The sequence below is a fragment of the Streptomyces sp. CB02400 genome (genome assembly GCF_001905725.1).
GTDB lineage: Bacteria > Actinomycetota > Actinomycetes > Streptomycetales > Streptomycetaceae > Streptomyces > Streptomyces atrovirens.
The window spans coordinates 25,725-44,133 of the sequence record NZ_LIWB01000008.1 but is presented as its reverse complement, the minus strand read 5'-3'; the positions used below and the strand labels follow the sequence as shown (position 1 = coordinate 44,133).

Sequence of the window (18,409 nt, the reverse complement as noted above, 5' to 3'; positions counted from 1 at the left end):
GCGCCGCGTCAATGAAGTGGCGCGTTTGACTTTTCCGGATCACTTGCACCACCCTTTCACTACTCAATTAGTGAAAGGGTGGTTGTCGAGTGGTCGACTACCGGATCGACCGGCGCAGCGGCGTGGCCACCTACGTCCAGATCGTGCAGCAGACCAAACAGGCCCTGCGCCTGGGCCTGCTGGAGCCCGGCGACAAGCTGCCCACGGCCCGCGAGGTCGTCGAGGCCACCGCCGTGAACCCCAACACCGTGCTGAAGGCCTACCGCGAGCTGGAACGCGAGGGCCTGGTGGAGGCCCGGCGCGGCCTCGGCACCTTCGTACGGCGCTCCCTGGGCGCCGCCCCCGCCGACTCCCCGCTGCGCGCGGAGCTGGAGGACTGGGCGGCGCGGGCCCGTGCGGCCGGCCTGGAGCGGGAGGACGTGGCCGCGCTCTTCACCGCAGTACTCGAAACCCACTACCCGGCGCGAACGCCGGACCCCGCACATCCGAAGACCTCTCAGGGAGACCCGTCATGACCGTCCCGGCCATCGAGGCGGACGCGCTCGGCAAGCGCTTCGGCCGGCGTGCCGCGTGGGCGCTGCGCGACTGTTCCTTCCGGCTGCCCACCGGCCGCGTCTGCGCCGTCGTCGGCCCCAACGGCGCGGGCAAGTCCACGCTGCTCGCGATCGCCGCCGGGCTGCTCGCCCCCACCGACGGCACGATCACCGTCCTCGGCACCGACCCGGCGTCGGCCCGCCCCCGGGTGGGCTTCGTCGACCAGGACAAGCCGCTGTACCCGCAGCTCACGGTCGACGAGACGCTGCGCATGGGCGCCGATCTGAACCCCGGCCGCTGGGACGCGGACACCGCGCGGCGGATCGTGGCCGGCGGCGACCTGGACCCGGGCAAGCGGATCCGCGCCCTCTCCGGTGGCCAGCGCACCCGCGTGGCCCTCGCGCTCGCCCTCGCCAAGCGGCCCGAACTGCTGCTCCTGGACGAGCCGATGGCCGACCTCGACCCGCTGGCCCGGCACGAGCTGATGGGCGTACTGATGGGGCAGGCCGCCGCGCACGGCACGACGATCGTGATGTCCTCGCACGTCGTCGCCGAGCTGGAGGACTCCTGTGACCACCTGCTGCTGGTCGGCGGCGGCCGGGTCCGCCTGGCCGGCGAGATCGACGACCTGCTGGCCGCCCACACCCGCGTCTCCGCCCCGGCGGCGACCGACCTGGCCCCGCACGACGTCGTGGAGTCCCGCACCACCGGCCGCCAGGTCAGCGCGCTGATCCGCCCGTCCGGCCCGCTGCCCGGCGACTGGAGCACCGGTGCGCCGTCCCTGGAGGAGCTCGTCCTGTCCTACCTGCGCAACCCCGAGGCCCTCACCCCGGCCGACACCCTGGAGGCCGCCGTATGACCGCCACCCTGACCGCCCCGGCCACCACCGACCGCCCCGCACCCTCGCCCCGGCAGCTGCGCTGGCTGTACCGGTTGCACCGCCCGGCCCTCCTCACCGGCGCGGCGATCACGCTGCTGCTCGGCGCGGCCCTGCTGTGGCTCGGCGGCCCGCTCACCGACGCCTCGGCGGCGGCCTGGAAGGAGTACAACGCCTGCGGCTTCAGCCCGACCTGCGCCTACGACCAGAGCTCGATCCTGCTCTACAAGGACGTCTACAACTACACGACCTTCGCCGTGCTCGCCGTGCCGTTCCTGGTCGCCGCCTGGGCCGGCGGCTCGCTGACCGGCCGTGAGATGGAGTCCGGCACGGCCCGCCTCGCCTGGACCCAGAGTGTCTCCCCGGCCCGCTGGCTGGCCTCCCGGCTCGCCTTCCCGGCCGTGCTGACCGCCGCCGCGACCGGTCTGCTGGTCTGGCTGCACCGCCTGGCCTGGACGGCGGCCGACGGCCGCGTCGACACCGCCCTGTCGTGGGACCACTTCCCCACGTTCTACGCCAACGGCACCGTCCCGGTGGCCCTGGCCCTTGCCGGACTGGCCGTGGGCGTCCTCACGGGGCTGCTGCTGCGCCGTGCGATGGCCGCGCTCGCCACGGCCGCCGTCGTGCTCGGGGCGCTGTGGGCGGCCGTCCACGCCGCCCTGCCGCATCTGTGGCCCGCGGTCACCGAGGTCAGCAGGCTGGGGGAGGGCCCGCTCGGGTCGGGCATCTGGGTCGGCGAGGGCATCCTGACCGCCGACGGCGACCGGCTGGCCGCTCCCTGCCTCAGCGGCGGGATACCCGGGTGCGGCTCGACCCTGGCCGACCTGGGCGCCGTCAGCTTCTACCGCGACTTCCACCCCGCCGCCCACTACTGGCCGCTCCAGCTGGTCGCCTCCGGCGCCCTGCTCCTCGTCGCCGTCCTGGCGGCCCTGACCGCCTTCCGGCTGCTGCGCCACCGCACCGGAAAGACCACCGGATGAACGGCACGCCCACGCCGGCCCGACCCCGGCCGGCACCGCACGCACACCGCACGGTGCCGCACACACACCGCACGGCCTGACCCGCACGCCCGTACGTCCCTCCCGGTGAAGGACGCCGCCGGCGAATCCGTCAGACCGCTCCCGGACGCGGGCCCCGAGGCCACACCGGAAGCGAACCCGCTGGCGGCGGGCCGCTCCGACTGGCCGCTCCGGCAGGCCGCCCCGGTGGGACACCCCGGCCCACCCGGCGGGGCATCCGCTCCCGTCGGCGTCCCGCCGCTGGGTCCGCCGCGCGGCGTCCGGCGGCGGGAGGGGGCGTACGGGGCTCCCCGTACCGGGGGCCGTACGTCTCCCGTGAGCCGCCGCCCGATATCCCGGACGTCATGTCTCCGTAACCATCGATTCAGACAGGCTTGCGACGCTCGGCCAATGAATCCCGCCGTGCCAGAGGCTTCGCCGCCCCGAAGGGTGAACGGGGGGAACGGGAACGCCTCAGGGCCACCACCGCTCCCACCCGCGTTTTCCGACGCGCCCGTGACGCCGGTGGCGCGGAACAATGGGGCCATGAGCCAGCCCAGCACCCAGGCACAGGTACAGCACCCGCAGCCCTCCGTGGGCTCCATCGCCGCCCACCGCCCGCACACCGTGGCCGGATCCGTCTCCGACCTGGATCCCGACATCGACGCGGACCTCGACGGTTACGAGGAATCGCCGGCCGACGGCGCCACCCCGCTCCCGCAGGGCCGTTTCCTCGACCGGGAACGAAGCTGGCTCGCGTTCAACGAGCGCGTCCTCGAACTCGCCGAGGATCCCGACACCCCGCTGCTGGAGCGCGCCAACTTCCTCGCGATCTTCGCCAGCAACCTGGACGAGTTCTTCATGGTCCGCGTGGCCGGACTGAAGCGCCGTATCGCCACCGGTGTCGCCACCCGCTCCGCCTCCGGTCTCCAGCCGCGCGAGGTGCTGGAGATGATCTGGGCCCGCTCCCGCGAGCTGATGGCCCGGCACGCCGCCTGCTACCACGAGGACGTCGCCCCCGCGCTCGCGGAGCAGGGCATCCACCTGGTCCGCTGGAACGAGCTGGCGGAGAAGGAGCAGGCCCGCCTGTTCACCCTCTTCCGGCACCAGATCTTCCCGGTCCTCACCCCGCTCGCGGTCGACCCCGCGCATCCCTTCCCGTACATCTCGGGCCTGTCGCTGAACCTGGCCGTGGTCGTACGCAACCCGGTCACCGGCCACAAGCACTTCGCGCGGGTCAAGGTGCCGCCGCTGCTGTCCCGCTTCCTGGAGAGCTCCCCCGGCCGGTACGTCCCCATCGAGGACGTCATCGCCGCGCACCTGGAGGAGCTGTTCCCGGGCATGGAGGTGCTGGAGCACCACGCCTTCCGGCTCACCCGCAACGAGGACCTGGAGGTCGAGGAGGACGACGCGGAGAACCTGCTCCAGGCGCTGGAGAAGGAGCTCATGCGGCGCCGCTTCGGGCCGCCGGTGCGCCTCGAGGTCGAGGAGTCCATCGACCGTGACGTGCTGGACCTGCTGGTGCGCGAACTGAAGGTCGGCGAGGCGGAGGTGTACCCGCTGCCGGGCCCGCTCGACCTCACCGGTCTCTTCCGCATCCACGGCCTGGACCGGCCCGAGCTGAAGTACCCGAAGTTCATCGCCGGCACGCACCGCGACCTGGCGGAGGTCGAATCGGCGTCCCAGCCCGACGTCTTCGCCGCCCTGCGCAGCCGGGACGTGCTGCTGCACCATCCGTACGACTCGTTCTCCACGTCGGTGCAGGCGTTCCTGCAGCAGGCCGCCGAGGACCCCGACGTGCTGGCCATCAAGCAGACGCTGTACCGCACTTCGGGCGACTCCCCCATAGTCGACGCGCTGATCGACGCCGCCGAGGCCGGCAAGCAGGTGCTGGTCCTGGTCGAGATCAAGGCGCGTTTCGACGAGCACGCGAACATCAAGTGGGCGCGCAAGCTGGAGGAGGCCGGCTGCCACGTCGTGTACGGCCTGGTCGGTCTGAAGACCCACTGCAAGCTGTCCCTGGTGGTCCGTCAGGAGGGCGAGACGCTACGGCGTTACAGCCATGTCGGCACCGGCAACTACCACCCGAAGACGGCCCGCCTCTACGAGGACCTCGGGCTGCTCACCGCCGACCCGCAGGTCGGAGCGGACCTCTCCGACCTGTTCAACCGGCTCTCCGGCTACTCCCGCCGCGAGACCTACCGGCGCCTCCTCGTCGCCCCCAAGTCCCTGCGGGACGGCCTGGTCTCCCGCATCGACAAGGAGGCCCAGCACCACCGCGCCGGGCGGCCCGCCTACGTCCGCATCAAGGTCAACTCGATGGTCGACGAGGCCGTCATCGACGCCTGCTACCGGGCGTCGCAGGCGGGCGTCCCGGTGGACATCTGGGTGCGCGGCATCTGCGCGATCCGGCCGGGCGTGGCGGGCCTGTCGGAGAACGTGCGGGTACGGTCCGTCCTCGGCCGCTTCCTCGAACACTCCCGGGTCTTCGCCTTCGGCAACGGCGGCGAGCCCGAGGTGTGGTTCGGCAGCGCGGACATGATGCACCGCAACCTCGACCGCCGTATAGAGGCGCTGGTACGGGTCACCGACCCCGCTCACCGGGCGGCTCTGAACCGGCTGCTGGAGACCGGCATGTCGGACACCACCCAGTCCTGGCACCTCGCCGCGGACGGCGAGTGGACCCGGCACGCGACGGACGCGGACGGCCAGCCCCTGCGCAACGTCCAGGAGATGCTCATAGACGCCCGGAGGCGCCGGCGTGGCACAGCTACACCCTGACCCGACGGACCCCACGGCCCTGGCCGGCTATCTGCGGGCCCAGGCGACCGAGTTCCTCCGCGCGCTGCGCCTCCACCGGGAGACCGGTGCGGGCGCGGCGGCGTCGGAGGGTTCCGTCGAGGCGGCCCGCGCGCTGCGCCGCGCGGCCCGCCGCGTCAGCTCGAGCCTGCACACCTTCCAGCCGGTCCTGGACCCCGACTGGTCGGAGGCGATGCGCCCCGAACTGGCCTGGGTCTCCGCCACCCTGGCCCTGGAGCACACCTACACCTCCCGCCTGAACCAACTCCTCCAGGCCCTCCACCGCCTGTCGGGCGCTCTGCCCGTTCCCCAGCCTGCGGACACCACACGTCCGCAGCCTGCGGGCAGTCGTGCCGCCGGGGCGGCACGGGTGGGCGCTGGGGGTACCCCCTCTGGGGGAGGCACCTCGTCGGCGCCGAGCAGCGCAACCCCGCCCCCCGCCCCCCTGGCACCGGAAGCGACCCACACCGACCCCGGTCGTCACAGCAGCAAGGGTGCAACCGGCGTCCTCTCCAAATCAGCCAACGGCACCGTCATCCCCGCCCCCGACCGAGGCAACCTCACCGTAGGCGCCGCCAAGGCCGGCGCCTTGCTGGACCGCCAACTGACCCTGGCCCGCACCCGAGCCCACTCCACCGCCCTCCAGGCACTGGGTTCCTCCCGCTTCCACGCGATCGCCGACAAGGTGGCCGTACTCGCCAGCGAGGTCCCCCTGTCCCCGGCGGCAGCCGGCGCCGACCTCCGCCCGCTCGCCGACGCCGCGCGCGAGCGGCTCGCCGACGCCGTCGCCGCGCTGCCCCTGCTCACCGCGGGCAGCCCGTACAACGCCGAGGCGCTGATCCACGGGCTCTCCCCGGACCCCGCCCCGCACCCGCAGGACGCCCCCTGGCACCAGGTCCGCCTCCTCCTGCGCCTGCACCGCTACGCCCTGGAGGTCCTCCACGCCGGCCCGGACCCGGCCCTCCTCGCCGCCGGCGAGGCACTGGACCGGCACCGCGACGCCTCCGAGGCCGCGGCAGCCGCCGCGCAGGCGGCTCGCACCCCGCGGATCGCCCCGGCCACGGCGTACGCGCTGGGCGTGCTCCACGCCGACCAGCGGCATGAGGTGGAGGCGGCGCGGTACGCGTTCCAGCGGGCCTGGCGGAAGGAAGCCGCCGGCACGTTATAGACAGGGAGGCACCCGGTGAGCACCCCGCGCTCCGCGCACGGACACGCGCACGCGCCGCACCGCACCCTCACCGTCCAGGCCGCCGGCTGCGTCCTGTGGCGCCGTTCCCCCGTGACCGGCGAGCTCGAGCTCTGTCTCGTACACCGGCCGAAGTACGACGACTGGTCCTGGCCCAAGGGCAAGCTCAAGCGCGGCGAGGACCCGCTGGCCGGCGCCCTGCGCGAGGTCGCCGAGGAGACGGGCCACACCGCCGTCCCGGCCGCCGAGCTCCCCAGCGCGCACTACCTGGCCAGAGGCCGCCCGAAGCGGGTCCGCTACTGGGCGGCCGAAGCCGTCTCCGGCGCGTTCGCCCCGAACGACGAGGTCGACCGCGTCCTCTGGCTCCCCCCGGACGCCGCCCGCGCCCGCCTCACCGAGCCCGGGGACGCCGACCTGGTGGACGCCCTCCTCGCCACCCTCCGCCCGGAACGGTGAGTGTCCCGTTCCCGCCCGGTATCCCCCCGTGTCCTCGACGTAAGCGTTCCGTGACCTCACCGCACCGTCCCCAGGGGTTCACCGCACGTTCATGTACGCCAATCGGCTGCTTCACCTGTTCTGCCTAATTTCGGCCTTACGCGATGCGGATCGCCCGAAGAGATGGATGGGTGACCGTGTCACCCACACTTCGCACGCCGCCGAATTCAGGACGGCGGCACTGGAAGGGACTCAAGTGAAGCTTCAGCGCAAGAACCGGCGGGCCCTCGCTCTCGGCGCTCTCGCCGTCTCCGGCGCCCTGGCCCTCACGGCGTGCGGCTCCGACGACACCGGCAACAGCAACGGCGGCGACGCCTCCGCCACCGCGCAGGCCGGCAACATCGACTGCGGCGACGCCAAGGGCCAGCTCCAGGCCTCCGGCTCTTCCGCCCAGAAGAACGCCATCGACGCCTGGGTCAAGCAGTACGCCGCGGCGTGCAAGGGCGTGCAGGTCAACTACAACCCGACCGGTTCGGGCGCCGGCATCACGGCCTTCACCCAGGGCCAGACCGCGTTCGCCGGTTCGGACTCCGCGCTGAAGCCCGAGGAGATCGAGGCCTCGAAGAAGATCTGCTCCGGCGGCCAGGGCATCGACCTGCCGATGGTCGGCGGCCCGATCGCCGTCGGCTTCAACGTTCCGGGTGTCGACAGCCTCGTCCTGGACGCGTCGACCCTCGCCAAGATCTTCGACAGCAAGATCACCAACTGGAACGACGAGGCGATCGCGAAGCTCAACCCCGACGCCGAGCTCCCCGACCTGAAGATCCAGGCCTTCCACCGCTCCGACGAGTCCGGCACCACGGACAACTTCACCAAGTACCTGAAGGCCGCCGCGCCCGACGACTGGAAGTACGAGGGCGGCAAGGCCTGGCAGGCGAAGGGCGGCCAGTCCGCTCCGCAGTCCGCCGGTGTCGCCCAGCAGGTGAAGCAGACCTCGGGCGCGATCTCCTACATGGAGCTGTCCTACGCCAAGGACGGCATGAAGACCGTCTCCCTCAAGACCGAAGCCGCCGAGCCGGTCGAGGCCACCATCGAGAACGCCACCGCCGCCATCGGCGCCGCCAAGGTCGTCGGCACCGGCAAGGACCTCGCGCTGGAGCTGGACTACACCCCGGAGGCCGACGGCGCCTACCCGCTCGTCCTCGTGACGTACGAGATCGTCTGCGACAAGGGCAACAAGGCGGAGACCCTCCCCACCACCAAGTCCTTCCTGAACTACATGGCTTCCGAGGACGGCCAGGCCCTGCTGGCCGACGCGGGCTACGCCCCGATGCCCGAGGAGATCATCACCAAGGTCCGCGAGACCATCTCGAGCCTCGCCTGACCCGAGTGTGCGGACCGGCCCCGATCACGGTGCCGGTCCGCACCGTCCGGTGCACCGCCAACAGGAGCCCCCGGAGCACGGCGGCTCCGACCGAGCCGCCCGACCCGGCGGCTCCGCAGACCGGAGAACCCGATGGACATCACCACACAGAAACCCGCCGCTCCCCCCGCACCCGGACCGGCCGCGCCCGAGGACAAGCGCGCCACGCGCGGCGCCACCCGCCCCGGTGACCGGATATTCCTCGGGTTCTCCCGCGGATCCGGCATCTTCGTCCTGGTCCTGATGGCCGCCATCGCGGCCTTCCTCACCTACCGCGCCTCGCTGGCCATCAGCAAGGACGAAGCCAACTTCTTCACGTCCTTCGAGTGGAACCCCACCGGCGTCCCGCCGGAGTTCGGCATCGCCGTCCTGGCCTTCGGCACCATCGTGTCGTCGATCATCGCCATGGCCATCGCCGTCCCGATCTCGGTCGGCATCGCCCTGTTCATCACGCACTACGCCCCCCGCCGGCTCGGCGGCACCGTCGCGTACGTGATCGACCTGCTCGCCGCCGTCCCGTCCATCGTCTACGGCCTGTGGGGCGCCATCGTCCTGGTGCCGCACATGGACGGCCTCTACGGCTGGCTCGACGACTACCTCGGCTGGACCGGCCTCTTCGCGTGGGAGGGCGGCCCCGCGCGGTCGCTGCTCACCGTCGGCATCCTGCTCGCCCTGATGATCCTGCCGATCATCACCAACGTCAGCCGCGAGGTCTTCCGCCAGGTCCCGCGCATGCACGAGGAGGCGGCCCTGGCCCTCGGCGCCACGCGCTGGGAGGTCATCCGCATGTCGGTGCTGCCCTTCGGCCGCTCCGGCGTCATCTCCGCCTCGATGCTGGGTCTCGGCCGCGCGCTCGGCGAGACGATGGCCGTGGCCATGGTGCTCTCGCCGTCCTTCGACATCAGCGCCAGCCTGCTCGACGCGGGCGGCGGCACCTTCGCCCAGAACATCGCCAGCAAGTTCAACGAGGCCACCGTGATGGGCCAGGACGCGCTGATCGCCTCCGGCATGGTGCTCTTCGTCATCACCCTGCTGGTCAACGGCGCGGCCCGCCTGATCATCGCCCGCCGCAAGGAGTACTCGGGGGCCAACGCATGAGCAACGCGACTCTTTCCGCCAAGCGCAGCTCCCTGCGCGGCGCGACCCTGCCCAAGTGGTTCCCCTGGGCGGTCGCCGCCGGCTCCCTCGCCCTGGGCTACGGCATCAGTGCCGCGGCCGGCCTGGACAGCGACATCCAGTGGGCCCTGATCGCCGCGGTCCTCTTCGTCGTCGGCTCCTACGCCGTCTCCGCGAAGATCGAGGGCAGCCGCCAGGCCAAGGACCGCACCGCGACCAGCCTGGTCTGGGTCGCCTTCCTGCTGGCCGTGACCCCGCTGGCCTCCCTCCTGTGGGAGACGGTCGAGCGCGGCGTGAAGGTCCTCGACGTCTTCTTCCTCACCCATTCGATGGGCGTGGTCGCCGACGCCGAGCCCGGCGGCGGCATCTACCACGCCATGCTCGGCACCCTGGAACAGGTCGGCCTCGCCGCCCTGATCTCCGTGCCGGTCGGTGTGCTCACCGCGATCTACCTGGTCGAGTACGGGCGCGGCAGGCTCGCCAAGGCCGTCACCTTCTTCGTCGACGTCATGACGGGCATCCCGTCGATCGTCGCGGGTCTGTTCATCCTGAGCCTGTGGGTCCTCATCCTGAAGATGGGCCCGTCCGGCTTCGCCGGCTCGCTGGCCCTGTCGATCCTGATGATCCCGGTCGTCGTCCGCTCCACCGAGGAGATGCTCAAGCTCGTCCCGAACGAGCTGCGCGAGGCGTCCCTGGCTCTCGGCGTGCCGAAGTGGCGCACGATCCTGAAGGTGGTCCTGCCGACGTCGATCGGCGGCATCATCACGGGCGTGATGCTCGCGATCGCCCGCATCACCGGCGAGACGGCCCCCGTGCTGCTGCTGGTCTGGGGCACGGACTTCATCAACGCCAACCCGTTCCAGGACCCGCAGGAATCGCTGCCGATGTACATCTACCTGCAGTTCGGCGCCGGTTCCGACGCCTCGCACGACCGTGCCTGGGCGGCGGCCCTGACGCTCATCGCGTTCATCATGATCCTCAACCTCGTGGCCCGCGGCATCGCCCGCTGGAAGGCCCCGAAGACCGGTCGCTAAGGCCCTCCCGGACCCGAAAGAAGAAGTGATACCCATGGCCAAGCGCATCGACGTCAGCGGCCTCAACGCCTACTACGGCTCCTTCCTGGCCATCGAGGACATCTCGATGACCGTCGAACCCCGCTCGGTGACCGCCTTCATCGGCCCGTCCGGCTGCGGCAAGTCCACCTTCCTGCGCACGCTCAACCGCATGCACGAGGTGACGCCCGGCGGCCGGGTCGACGGCAAGGTCATGCTCGACGACGAGAACCTGTACGGCGCCGGCATCGACCCGGTGGCGGTACGGCGTGAGGTCGGCATGGTCTTCCAGCGCCCGAACCCGTTCCCCACGATGTCGGTGTACGACAACGTGGCGGCGGGCCTGCGCCTGAACGGCAAGTACAAGAAGTCCCAGCTCGACGACATCGTCGAGAAGTCCCTCAAGGGCGCGAACCTCTGGAACGAGGTCAAGGACCGCCTGAACAAGCCGGGCTCGGGCCTCTCCGGCGGTCAGCAGCAGCGCCTGTGCATCGCGCGGGCGATCGCGGTGGAGCCGAACGTCCTCCTCATGGACGAGCCCTGCTCCGCCCTGGACCCGATCTCCACCCTCGCCATCGAGGACCTGATCGGCGAGCTGAAGGAGCAGTTCACGATCGTCATCGTGACGCACAACATGCAGCAGGCGGCCCGCGTCTCCGACCGCACCGCCTTCTTCAACCTGGCGGCCGTCGGCCAGCCCGGCAAGCTGATCGAGATCGACGACACGGAACGCATCTTCTCCAACCCGTCGGTCCAGGCCACGGAGGACTACATCTCCGGCCGCTTCGGCTGACCACTGCCCCTCGCGGTGCTGCATGGCGGTGCCACCGCGAGGCACAAAAGGGCCCGCCCCCGGCTCCCGGGGGCGGGCCCTTCCACGTACCTGCACACCTGCGGGCATCACTGCCACGTCACTGCGGGCACCCTCGCCGCCCAACTGCGGGCAGTCGTGCCGCTGGGGCGGCACGGGTGGGCACGGCGGCACCCCGCAAACGCCGGGCTGCGAAACGACCTCCGCCCGGCACCAACACCGAGCACCGGCCGGCCCGGCTACAGCACAGCCAGATTCACCAGCCCGAACGACAACGCAGCCACAACAGCCGCCGCCGGCATGGTGATGAACCACCCGAGAACAATGTTCTTGGCCACCCCCCACCGCACGGCATTGACCCGCTTCGTCGCCCCCACACCCATGATCGCCGAAGTGATCACATGCGTAGTGGAGATCGGCGCGTGAAACAGGAACGCCGACCCGAACATGATCGACGCACCAGTCGTCTCCGCGGCGAACCCCTGAGGCGGATCAAGCTCAATGATCTTCCGCCCCAACGTCCGCATGATGCGCCACCCACCCGCGTACGTCCCCGCGGACAACATCACCGCACAAGCGATCTTCACCCACACCGGAATCGGATCGCCGTAATCCTCGACATCCGCGATGACCAGCGCCATCACCACGATGCCCATCGTCTTCTGCGCGTCCTGCAGACCGTGCCCGAGGGCCATCCCCGCCGCGGAAACCGTCTGCGCGATCCGGAACCCCCGCTTGGCCTTGTGCGGATTGGCCCGCCGGAAGATCCACAGGATCACGGTCATCACCAGATAACCGGCGAGCAGACCGACGACCGGCGACACGAACATCGGGATGACGATCTTGTCGAGCACCCCGTGCCAGTAGACGGTCGTCCCCCCGGCCAGCGCGGCCCCGACCATGCCCCCGAACAACGCGTGCGACGACGACGACGGCAGCCCGAAGTACCAGGTGATCAGGTTCCAGACGATCGCCCCCACCAGCGCGGCGAAGAGGATCCCCATCCCCTTGGACCCTTCGGGTGTCTGGATCACACCCTCACTGACGGTCTTGGCGACCCCGGACCCCATGAACGCGCCGGCGAGGTTCATCACGGCCGCCATCGCCAGCGCCACCCGGGGCGTCAGCGCCCGCGTCGACACGGACGTGGCGATCGCGTTCGCCGAGTCGTGGAAGCCGTTCGTATACGTGAAGAAGAGCGCGACGCCGATGGTCACGACCAGAGCGAAGGTGTCCATGAAGGGCTCAGGACTCCTTGACGGCGATGGTCTCCACCGTGTTCGCCACGTGCTCGAAGGCGTCGGCCGCCTCCTCCAGTACGTCCACGATCTGCTTGAGCTTCAGCACCTCGATCGCGTCGTACTTGCCGTTGAAGAGGTGGGCCAGCAGCTTGCGGTGGATCTGGTCGGCCTGGTTCTCCAGCCGGTTGACCTCGATCCAGTACTCGGTGAGGTTCTCCATGGTGCGCAGGTGCGGCATGGCCTCCGCGGTCAGCTCCGCCGCCCGTGCCAGGACCTCGATCTGCTGCTCGACGCCCTTGGGCAGTTCCTCGATGTTGTAGAGGACGACCAGGTCGACGGCCTCCTCCATGAAGTCCATGATGTCGTCGAGGGAGGACGCCAGGGCGTAGATGTCCTCGCGGTCGAACGGCGTGATGAACGAGGAGTTCAGCTGGTGGAAGATCGCATGCGTGGCGTCGTCACCTGCGTGTTCCGCGGCCCGCATACGCTCTGCGATCTCGGCCCGGGCGGAGGGGTCCGCCCCGAGCAGTTCCATCAGGAGCTTCGAGCCCGTGACGATGTTGTCCGCGGACGCGGCGAACATGTCGTAGAAGCTCGTCTCCCTGGGGGTCAGACGAAAGCGCACGTGGGGTCCTCGGTGAGCATCGGTTTCGGTCAGGCTGATGCTAGGCGCATCATCCGGCCACGACGAACGGGCCGCCCCCCAGTGTCGCCCATCGGGCAGAGTGATGAGTACGGGGGCGGTCCGTGGTCCGTTTCCGGCCGCTGCGCATGTCATCGGCCAAGAGGCCTATACCCAGCAAAGTTCGCTACCATATACCCACCAGGGGTATGTGTCGCCCGTCAGTGCACCAGGAGGACGCGATGACGACCACCGAGACCGGCGCGGACGCGCCCTTCGCCCCGGACGCGACGGACATCGTGACCGATCACGACCGCGGCGTCCACGGCTACCACAAGCAGAAGCAGGAGCACCTCAAACGCCTGCGCCGCATCGAGGGCCAGATCCGCGGCCTGCAGCGCATGGTCGACGAGGACGTCTACTGCATCGACATACTCACCCAGGTGTCCGCCTCCACCAAGGCGCTGCAGTCGTTCGCGCTGCAACTGCTGGAGGAGCACCTGCGCCACTGCGTCGCGGACGCGGCCGTCAAGGGCGGCGACGAGATCGACGCGAAGGTCAAGGAGGCGACGCAGGCCATCGCCCGCATGCTCCGGACCTGACCGGCCGTGTCAGGGACGGTCCGGCTCCGCCCGCGCCTCGGCCACCCTCAGCACCTCGTCGATGCTCTCCAGACTGAGCCGCTCCTCGGCGTTGGATGCGGCGATGATCAGCTCCCCGCAGAGTTCGATCTCGGCGAGCGCCACGTGGTCCTGAACCGGAACCGTCCCACCGCCGAGCGGTGCCACGCGCCTCACCTCACCTCTGTCGTCACCGACTTCCTAGAGTAGGGAGCGCCCTACACACCGCGCATGGCACGGAAGGGCTAGTTCAGGCCGGTCACTCCCGGCCTTTCCCCGGCCTTCCCGGCCTCACTCCGCGGCGATCCGGCCCGCGTAGATGTCCTCGCCCTCGGGAAGCCGTACGTCGGCCGGGATCCCGAAGTCGTACAGCAGCGTGGTCGAGGCGACCGCGACGGGCTCGTCCTGCCGGCCGTTGACGAAGCTGAACCGGTGCCGGAGCTTGCGGATCCGCCCCTCGTCGTCGAGGTAGGCGTCGAACGGCACCCGCGCGGTGGCGAACCCTTTCGCCGCCGCGCCCAGCGCCTCCCGGTTCGCGCCCGTGGCGTCCCGTGAGGCGTGCCGCAGGTCGGCGGTCCCCCGGTAGTGGCGCACCTTCGCCCCCGCGACCTCGGTCCGCCCCACGAACGTCGCCGACCGCGTCCCGCGCAGCACCTCGGCGGCGGCGAACGGATCGGTCGCCCCGCCGGTGACGAGGTTCCCGTCGGACAGTGTCCCGGTGTCCACCCGCACCCACTTGTCGTCGGGCACCCCGGCTCCCCGGTTCTTCATGAACAGTGCGCCCGGGGCGAGCAGTTCGGTGATGGGCCGCCGGACGACCTTCCCGGCCGGATCCCGCGGCAGCACCACCTTCAGCCGCCCGAGCCGCTTGCGGTAGTCGTACACGCCCTCGCCCCGGATGGTGACCCGGGTCCCGCCGGTCGCCATCTCCAGGGAGGTGGTCGCCTTGGAACTCCCGGCATCCACAAGCGCGTCGGCGGCCCCCCTCAACACCCGCACCGGATCCCCGCCGGGCGCCCCTCCGGTCACGGCACCACTGTCCGCACAGCCCACGCCCCCGAGCCCCAGGCAGCACACCGCCCCGATCCCAGCCACCACGCCGCGCATCCGAGCCATGCCCGGTTAACGACCGATAAATGACCCCGTCACGCCGACGAGCAGGGCGCTACCGTGGTCGACGTGCCGCACCAGGACGACGCCCCGCCCCCCGCCTCCCACACCACGACCACCACCGAACAGGGCCCCTTCTGCACAGCCCACTGCACCTGCGGCTGGCGGGGCCCAGCCAGAAGAGCCAGAAGCCAAGCCAGAAAAGACGCCCAGAACCACACCGGCGAGTGACCCGCGCCCTGTCCCCGTACCGGCAGCCGCGCGTGGGCCGCACCCGGATGTGAGGTCAGCCCCGGCCCTTCGCCCGCAGGGGTGCCGTGCCCTCCTTCCAGGCCCGGGCGAACCGTTCGTGCGCGGGCGACGGAAGGGCCGCCGGCTCACCGCGCACGGGGCGGGGCGCCTTCACGGCGGTGAGTTCCCCGCGGACGGCACGGTGGTGGTCCGGGGGTCCAGCCGTTCCAGCGGCGTACGGTGCGGTCGGCCGGGCGGTCCAGGGCGTACGGTGCGGTCGGCCGGGCGGTCCAGGGCGTACGGCTGGAGGTGGAGGGCCGCCGCGTCCCGGCCGACGCCGAGGGCCGACGCCACCTCGTCCACCAGGTCCGGGACGCTGAAGAGGGGATTGGCCTCGTACTGGCCCGGCGGAACCGGGGTGGTGAGGGACCGGTCCGCCAAGGCGCGCAGGGCGGTGCGCAGTTCGGCGGGGGCGCCGGTGAGGAGGTCGATCAGCGCGCGTGCGCCCTCGGCGGCCGGGTCGCCGACCGGCCGTTCGGCGAGCGCCCAGGTGACGGCAGTGGCGGCGGCCCGGGTCCCGTCGGCGTCGAGCGGTTCCGCCGGGCAGCCGGTGAGCAGGGCGGTGGCCCAACTCCCGGGCAGGCCGTGGTCCTCGGCCAGCGCGGCGGCATGGCTGCCGTCGTCGGCGTACGGGGTGACACCGAGCAGGTCCGACCACGCGGTGGCCATCCGTTCCGCGACGGCGGTCGTGCCACCGGGGGCCCACAGGTCGGCGGGATCCTCCGGCAGAGCGGCGGAGAGCACCGCCAGTCGGCCGGTGGGGCCGAGCCTCCGCAGCAGGTCGAGGTACAGGGGCGCGGTGAAACGGTCCGCCCTGTACGGCTTCGCGCGGCACAGCTTGAGGTCGGCGGCCTGGCCGCCACTGCCCACGATGCCGTCGAGGACCAGCGCCGCGACCGGTCGCGGCACACCCGTGCGCCAGCGGAACAGGTCCACCGCCGCGTCGGTCACCGGGAGCGGGCCGTGCTCGCCGAGCAGGGCCAGCAGGCGGGGTATCCGGGTGGTGTCGTCGCCGACGACGGTGTCCCAGAACCACGGCAGATGGGCGCCGGGCAGCCCTCGCGCCATGCGCTCCGCCTCGTCCACGAACCGTCCGGGCTTGTCCCAGGCCGTCGCCTTGCTCCGTCTGACCCGTCCGAGCAGGACGCGCGCGTCGGCCTCGACGCCGGGTCCCTGCGTACGCGCCCGGTCGGCGTACGTCTCGGAGGCCCGGGGATCGGCAGGAATCGGAACGGGAGCTCCCATGCTGCTGGTCACGCGGGCGAGTCCGGCAGGGGGGACCGACAACGAGCCGTCGAGTCCGCGCCCGGCGCCTCTTCCGGCTCCGGTCGACGCGGGCTCAGGCCGCCAGATCCCGCGCCTCGGGGCCGCCCGGTGCCCCGTTCCTGGCCCCCGGCGCGACCCGCCCCGCCTCGACATGATGCCGTCCGCGCGCCGTGACCAGCCAACCCGCCCTCGGCGACCGCTCGATCGCCCGCATCAGCGGCGTCAGCAACGCCATGGCGACCGGCGAGAGCAACAACGCGACAGCCGTACCGAGCGCGAGCCCGCCCACGACGTCCGTCGGATAGTGCACGCCCATGTAGACCCGGATGAACCCGCCCAGCAGCCCCAGCACCAGCCCGACGATCCCGAGCCGCCGGTTGACCAGGAACAGCCCCACCGCCAGCGCCATGCAGAGCGTCGCGTGGTCGCTGACGAACGAGTAGTCGTTCTTCCCGTCGACCAGGACCTCGAGCCCCTCATGGTCGAGGAAGGGCCGCCGCCTCTCCACGAACCCACGTATCGGCACGTTCACCAGAACCGCGACGCCCGCCGCGAGCGGAGCCCACACCAGGCCCGCCACGGCCGGAGCCGCATCCTCGCCGCCCCGCCGCCTGACACCCCACCAGCACCACACCAGCAGCCCCAGCAGGGCGAACAGCAGGCCGAACTCGCCCACGAACTCCATGACGTGGTCGAACCACGTCGGTGCGGCCTTCGCCAGGCCATTGATGTCATAGAGCAGGTCGACGTCGGGGTTCGACCCGGAATCGGCGAGTCCAGCCATGGTGCTGCGGCCCCTTCGTCATGTCTTCCGGCGCACCGTTCGCACGCCGTTCCTGCCACCCCCGTGGTTTGTAGATCCGCTCGTCCGATCGGCTACGACAACAGGAACGCACGGCCCCCGTTGATACGTTCCACACTCCACTGAATGATCACGCAGACGTTATCGAAGAGAGATACGTCTCCGCAGTTCAGGGGGTGGGTTGACACTCCGCTCACACCGTGGTGGGGAGTGCTTTCGCGCCATCTTCGGTGACACGGGTGGCACCAAAGTAGTCAGGAGTGTCGATCGGGTCGAATCGGATCACGGCCCCGGTCCGGGGCGCGTCGATCATGTACCCGCCGCCGACATAAATGCCCACATGCCGGATGGCCCGGGAATTGGTGAGGTCGTCCGAGAAGAACACCAGATCGCCCGGCAGCAGTTCGTCCCGTGCGGGATGCGGCCCCGCGTTGTACTGGTCGTTGGCCACCCGCGGCAGCGTGATCCCCACGCTCTCGTACGCCGCCTTGGTCAGTCCCGAGCAGTCGAACCGTCCTCCCTGCTCAGGCGTACCGTTACCGCCCCACAGATACAGCGTCCCGAGCTTCTTCTGCGCGTACGCGATGGCCCCGGCGGCCTGCTCCGACGGATCGACCCGACCCACCGGCGCGGCGAAGCTCTTCTCCAGCGCCCGGATCCGCTTGACGTAGTTCTGCGTCTCCTTGTACGGCGGAACACCCCCGTACTTGATCACCGCGTACGCCCCCGCGTTGTACGAGGCGAGCATGTTTTCGGTCAGATCCCCGCCGACGTCCTTCACATAGGACGCGAGCGCGCAGTCGTACGCCGCCGCCGACGGGATCGCGTCCTTCGGGTCCCACACGTCACGGTCCCCGTCCCCGTCCCCGTCGATCCCGTGCGTGGCCCACGTACCGGGGATGAACTGGGCGATGCCCTGCGCCGCCGCATGGCTCTGTGCCTTCGGGTTGAATCCGCTCTCCTGGTAGAGCTGGGCGGCGAGCAGGGCCGGGTTGATGGCGGGGCAGTGGTTGCCCCACTTCTGCACGAGCGCCTGGTACGCGGCCGGCACGCTCCCCTTGGCGAGGGTCTTGGTCGCCCCGCCACCCACTCCGTTGACGAGGTTCCCGGCGACGACGTAGACCCCGACGACGAGCAGCATCACGAAGGCGAGCGCGGAACTGACGGCGATCCCCGCCGCGACCCATGCCTTACGCACCGTCAACCGCCCCTCGCCGTCCGGCAGT

Annotated in this window: 18 protein-coding genes; 11 read left to right on the top strand and 7 right to left on the bottom strand. The window is 71.0% G+C overall.

Going from position 1 to position 18,409, the window contains the following annotated elements; all coding sequences use genetic code 11:
* Nucleotides 1-89 precede the first annotated feature (89 nt).
* The 10 genes from AMK33_RS20110 (at nt 90) to pstB (ending at nt 11,213) form a co-directional block, all read left to right on the top strand.
* Nucleotides 90-515 (top strand): GntR family transcriptional regulator, encoded by a 426-nt coding sequence (locus tag AMK33_RS20110; RefSeq protein ID WP_073934259.1) that lies wholly within the window; start codon nt 90-92, stop codon nt 513-515.
* Nucleotides 512-1,393, top strand: a complete 882-nt coding sequence (locus AMK33_RS20105; protein WP_073934258.1) for an ABC transporter ATP-binding protein — start codon at nt 512-514, stop codon at nt 1,391-1,393. Before AMK33_RS20110 ends, AMK33_RS20105 begins: the two co-directional genes overlap by 4 nt.
* On the top strand, nt 1,390-2,391 hold the full coding sequence (locus tag AMK33_RS20100) for an ABC transporter permease (protein ID WP_073934257.1): 1,002 nt from the start codon (nt 1,390-1,392) through the stop codon (nt 2,389-2,391). Before AMK33_RS20105 ends, AMK33_RS20100 begins: the two co-directional genes overlap by 4 nt.
* Before the next feature lie 564 nt (nt 2,392-2,955).
* Nucleotides 2,956-5,190 (top strand): RNA degradosome polyphosphate kinase, encoded by a 2,235-nt coding sequence (locus tag AMK33_RS20095; protein WP_073934256.1) that lies wholly within the window; start codon nt 2,956-2,958, stop codon nt 5,188-5,190.
* Entirely contained in the window at nt 5,171-6,376 is a 1,206-nt protein-coding gene (locus AMK33_RS20090; RefSeq protein WP_073934255.1) for a CHAD domain-containing protein, read from the top strand. The genes AMK33_RS20095 and AMK33_RS20090 overlap by 20 nt, the downstream gene beginning before the upstream one ends.
* A gap of 15 nt (nt 6,377-6,391) precedes the next feature.
* On the top strand, nt 6,392-6,850 hold the full coding sequence (locus AMK33_RS20085) for an NUDIX hydrolase (protein ID WP_073934254.1): 459 nt from the start codon (nt 6,392-6,394) through the stop codon (nt 6,848-6,850).
* Between the two features lie 235 nt (nt 6,851-7,085).
* Nucleotides 7,086-8,213, top strand: coding sequence for a phosphate ABC transporter substrate-binding protein PstS (gene pstS, locus AMK33_RS20080; protein WP_073934253.1), 1,128 nt, complete (start codon nt 7,086-7,088; stop codon nt 8,211-8,213).
* 132 nt (nt 8,214-8,345) lie between these two features.
* Complete coding sequence (gene pstC, locus AMK33_RS20075) at nt 8,346-9,350, top strand: phosphate ABC transporter permease subunit PstC (RefSeq protein ID WP_073934252.1); 1,005 nt, start codon at nt 8,346-8,348, stop codon at nt 9,348-9,350.
* Nucleotides 9,347-10,402 carry a phosphate ABC transporter permease PstA gene (gene pstA, locus AMK33_RS20070; RefSeq protein ID WP_073934251.1) on the top strand — a complete coding sequence of 352 codons (1,056 nt, stop codon included), beginning with the start codon at nt 9,347-9,349 and terminating at the stop codon, nt 10,400-10,402. Before pstC ends, pstA begins: the two co-directional genes overlap by 4 nt.
* Nucleotides 10,403-10,436: 34 nt before the next feature.
* Nucleotides 10,437-11,213, top strand: coding sequence for a phosphate ABC transporter ATP-binding protein PstB (gene pstB, locus AMK33_RS20065; protein ID WP_073934250.1), 777 nt, complete (start codon nt 10,437-10,439; stop codon nt 11,211-11,213).
* A 257-nt stretch (nt 11,214-11,470) separates the two neighbouring features.
* Here pstB and pitH read toward each other — a convergent pair whose 3' ends face one another.
* The gene (gene pitH / locus AMK33_RS20060; RefSeq protein ID WP_073934249.1) at nt 11,471-12,469 is read right to left on the bottom strand and encodes a low-affinity phosphate transporter PitH; all 999 of its coding nucleotides are present in this window, start codon (nt 12,467-12,469) and stop codon (nt 11,471-11,473) included.
* Nucleotides 12,470-12,476: 7 nt separating this feature from the next.
* Nucleotides 12,477-13,097, bottom strand: a complete 621-nt coding sequence (locus AMK33_RS20055; protein ID WP_030864104.1) for a DUF47 domain-containing protein — start codon at nt 13,095-13,097, stop codon at nt 12,477-12,479.
* Nucleotides 13,098-13,336: 239 nt separating this feature from the next.
* Here AMK33_RS20055 and AMK33_RS20050 point away from each other — a divergent pair, with 239 nt between their 5' ends.
* Entirely contained in the window at nt 13,337-13,696 is a 360-nt protein-coding gene (locus AMK33_RS20050) for a metal-sensitive transcriptional regulator (protein WP_073934248.1), read from the top strand.
* A gap of 9 nt (nt 13,697-13,705) precedes the next feature.
* On the opposite strand, the gene AMK33_RS20045 is transcribed toward AMK33_RS20050, so the two are convergent.
* The 5 genes from AMK33_RS20045 to AMK33_RS20025 all read right to left on the bottom strand — a co-directional run bounded on the left by AMK33_RS20045 (nt 13,706) and on the right by AMK33_RS20025 (nt 18,324).
* Nucleotides 13,706-13,891, bottom strand: coding sequence for a hypothetical protein (locus AMK33_RS20045; RefSeq protein ID WP_073934247.1), 186 nt, complete (start codon nt 13,889-13,891; stop codon nt 13,706-13,708).
* A 114-nt stretch (nt 13,892-14,005) separates the two neighbouring features.
* Nucleotides 14,006-14,830 carry a hypothetical protein gene (locus tag AMK33_RS20040; protein ID WP_073934245.1) on the bottom strand — a complete coding sequence of 275 codons (825 nt, stop codon included), beginning with the start codon at nt 14,828-14,830 and terminating at the stop codon, nt 14,006-14,008.
* A 396-nt stretch (nt 14,831-15,226) separates the two neighbouring features.
* Nucleotides 15,227-16,372 (bottom strand): hypothetical protein, encoded by a 1,146-nt coding sequence (locus AMK33_RS20035; RefSeq protein ID WP_073934244.1) that lies wholly within the window; start codon nt 16,370-16,372, stop codon nt 15,227-15,229.
* Nucleotides 16,373-16,454: 82 nt separating this feature from the next.
* Nucleotides 16,455-17,165, bottom strand: coding sequence for a phosphatase PAP2 family protein (locus AMK33_RS20030; protein ID WP_073934243.1), 711 nt, complete (start codon nt 17,163-17,165; stop codon nt 16,455-16,457).
* A 211-nt stretch (nt 17,166-17,376) separates the two neighbouring features.
* Nucleotides 17,377-18,324 carry a bifunctional lytic transglycosylase/C40 family peptidase gene (locus AMK33_RS20025; protein WP_383454731.1) on the bottom strand — a complete coding sequence of 316 codons (948 nt, stop codon included), beginning with the start codon at nt 18,322-18,324 and terminating at the stop codon, nt 17,377-17,379.
* Nucleotides 18,325-18,409 lie beyond the last annotated feature (85 nt).

Excerpts from the sequence above, each read along its gene's own strand:
- AMK33_RS20025 (WP_383454731.1), bottom strand. The coding sequence starts at position 18,324 with ATGCTGCTCGTCGTCGGGGTCTACGTCGTCGCCGGGAACCTCGTCAAC.
- AMK33_RS20040 (WP_073934245.1), bottom strand. The coding sequence starts at position 14,830 with ATGGCTCGGATGCGCGGCGTGGTGGCTGGGATCGGGGCGGTGTGCTGC.
- pstA (WP_073934251.1), top strand. The coding sequence starts at position 9,347 with ATGAGCAACGCGACTCTTTCCGCCAAGCGCAGCTCCCTGCGCGGCGCG.
- AMK33_RS20095 (WP_073934256.1), top strand. The coding sequence starts at position 2,956 with ATGAGCCAGCCCAGCACCCAGGCACAGGTACAGCACCCGCAGCCCTCC.
- AMK33_RS20105 (WP_073934258.1), top strand. The coding sequence starts at position 512 with ATGACCGTCCCGGCCATCGAGGCGGACGCGCTCGGCAAGCGCTTCGGC.
- AMK33_RS20050 (WP_073934248.1), top strand. The coding sequence starts at position 13,337 with ATGACGACCACCGAGACCGGCGCGGACGCGCCCTTCGCCCCGGACGCG.
- AMK33_RS20030 (WP_073934243.1), bottom strand. The coding sequence starts at position 17,165 with ATGGCTGGACTCGCCGATTCCGGGTCGAACCCCGACGTCGACCTGCTC.
- pstC (WP_073934252.1), top strand. The coding sequence starts at position 8,346 with ATGGACATCACCACACAGAAACCCGCCGCTCCCCCCGCACCCGGACCG.
- pitH (WP_073934249.1), bottom strand. The coding sequence starts at position 12,469 with ATGGACACCTTCGCTCTGGTCGTGACCATCGGCGTCGCGCTCTTCTTC.
- pstB (WP_073934250.1), top strand. The coding sequence starts at position 10,437 with ATGGCCAAGCGCATCGACGTCAGCGGCCTCAACGCCTACTACGGCTCC.
- AMK33_RS20100 (WP_073934257.1), top strand. The coding sequence starts at position 1,390 with ATGACCGCCACCCTGACCGCCCCGGCCACCACCGACCGCCCCGCACCC.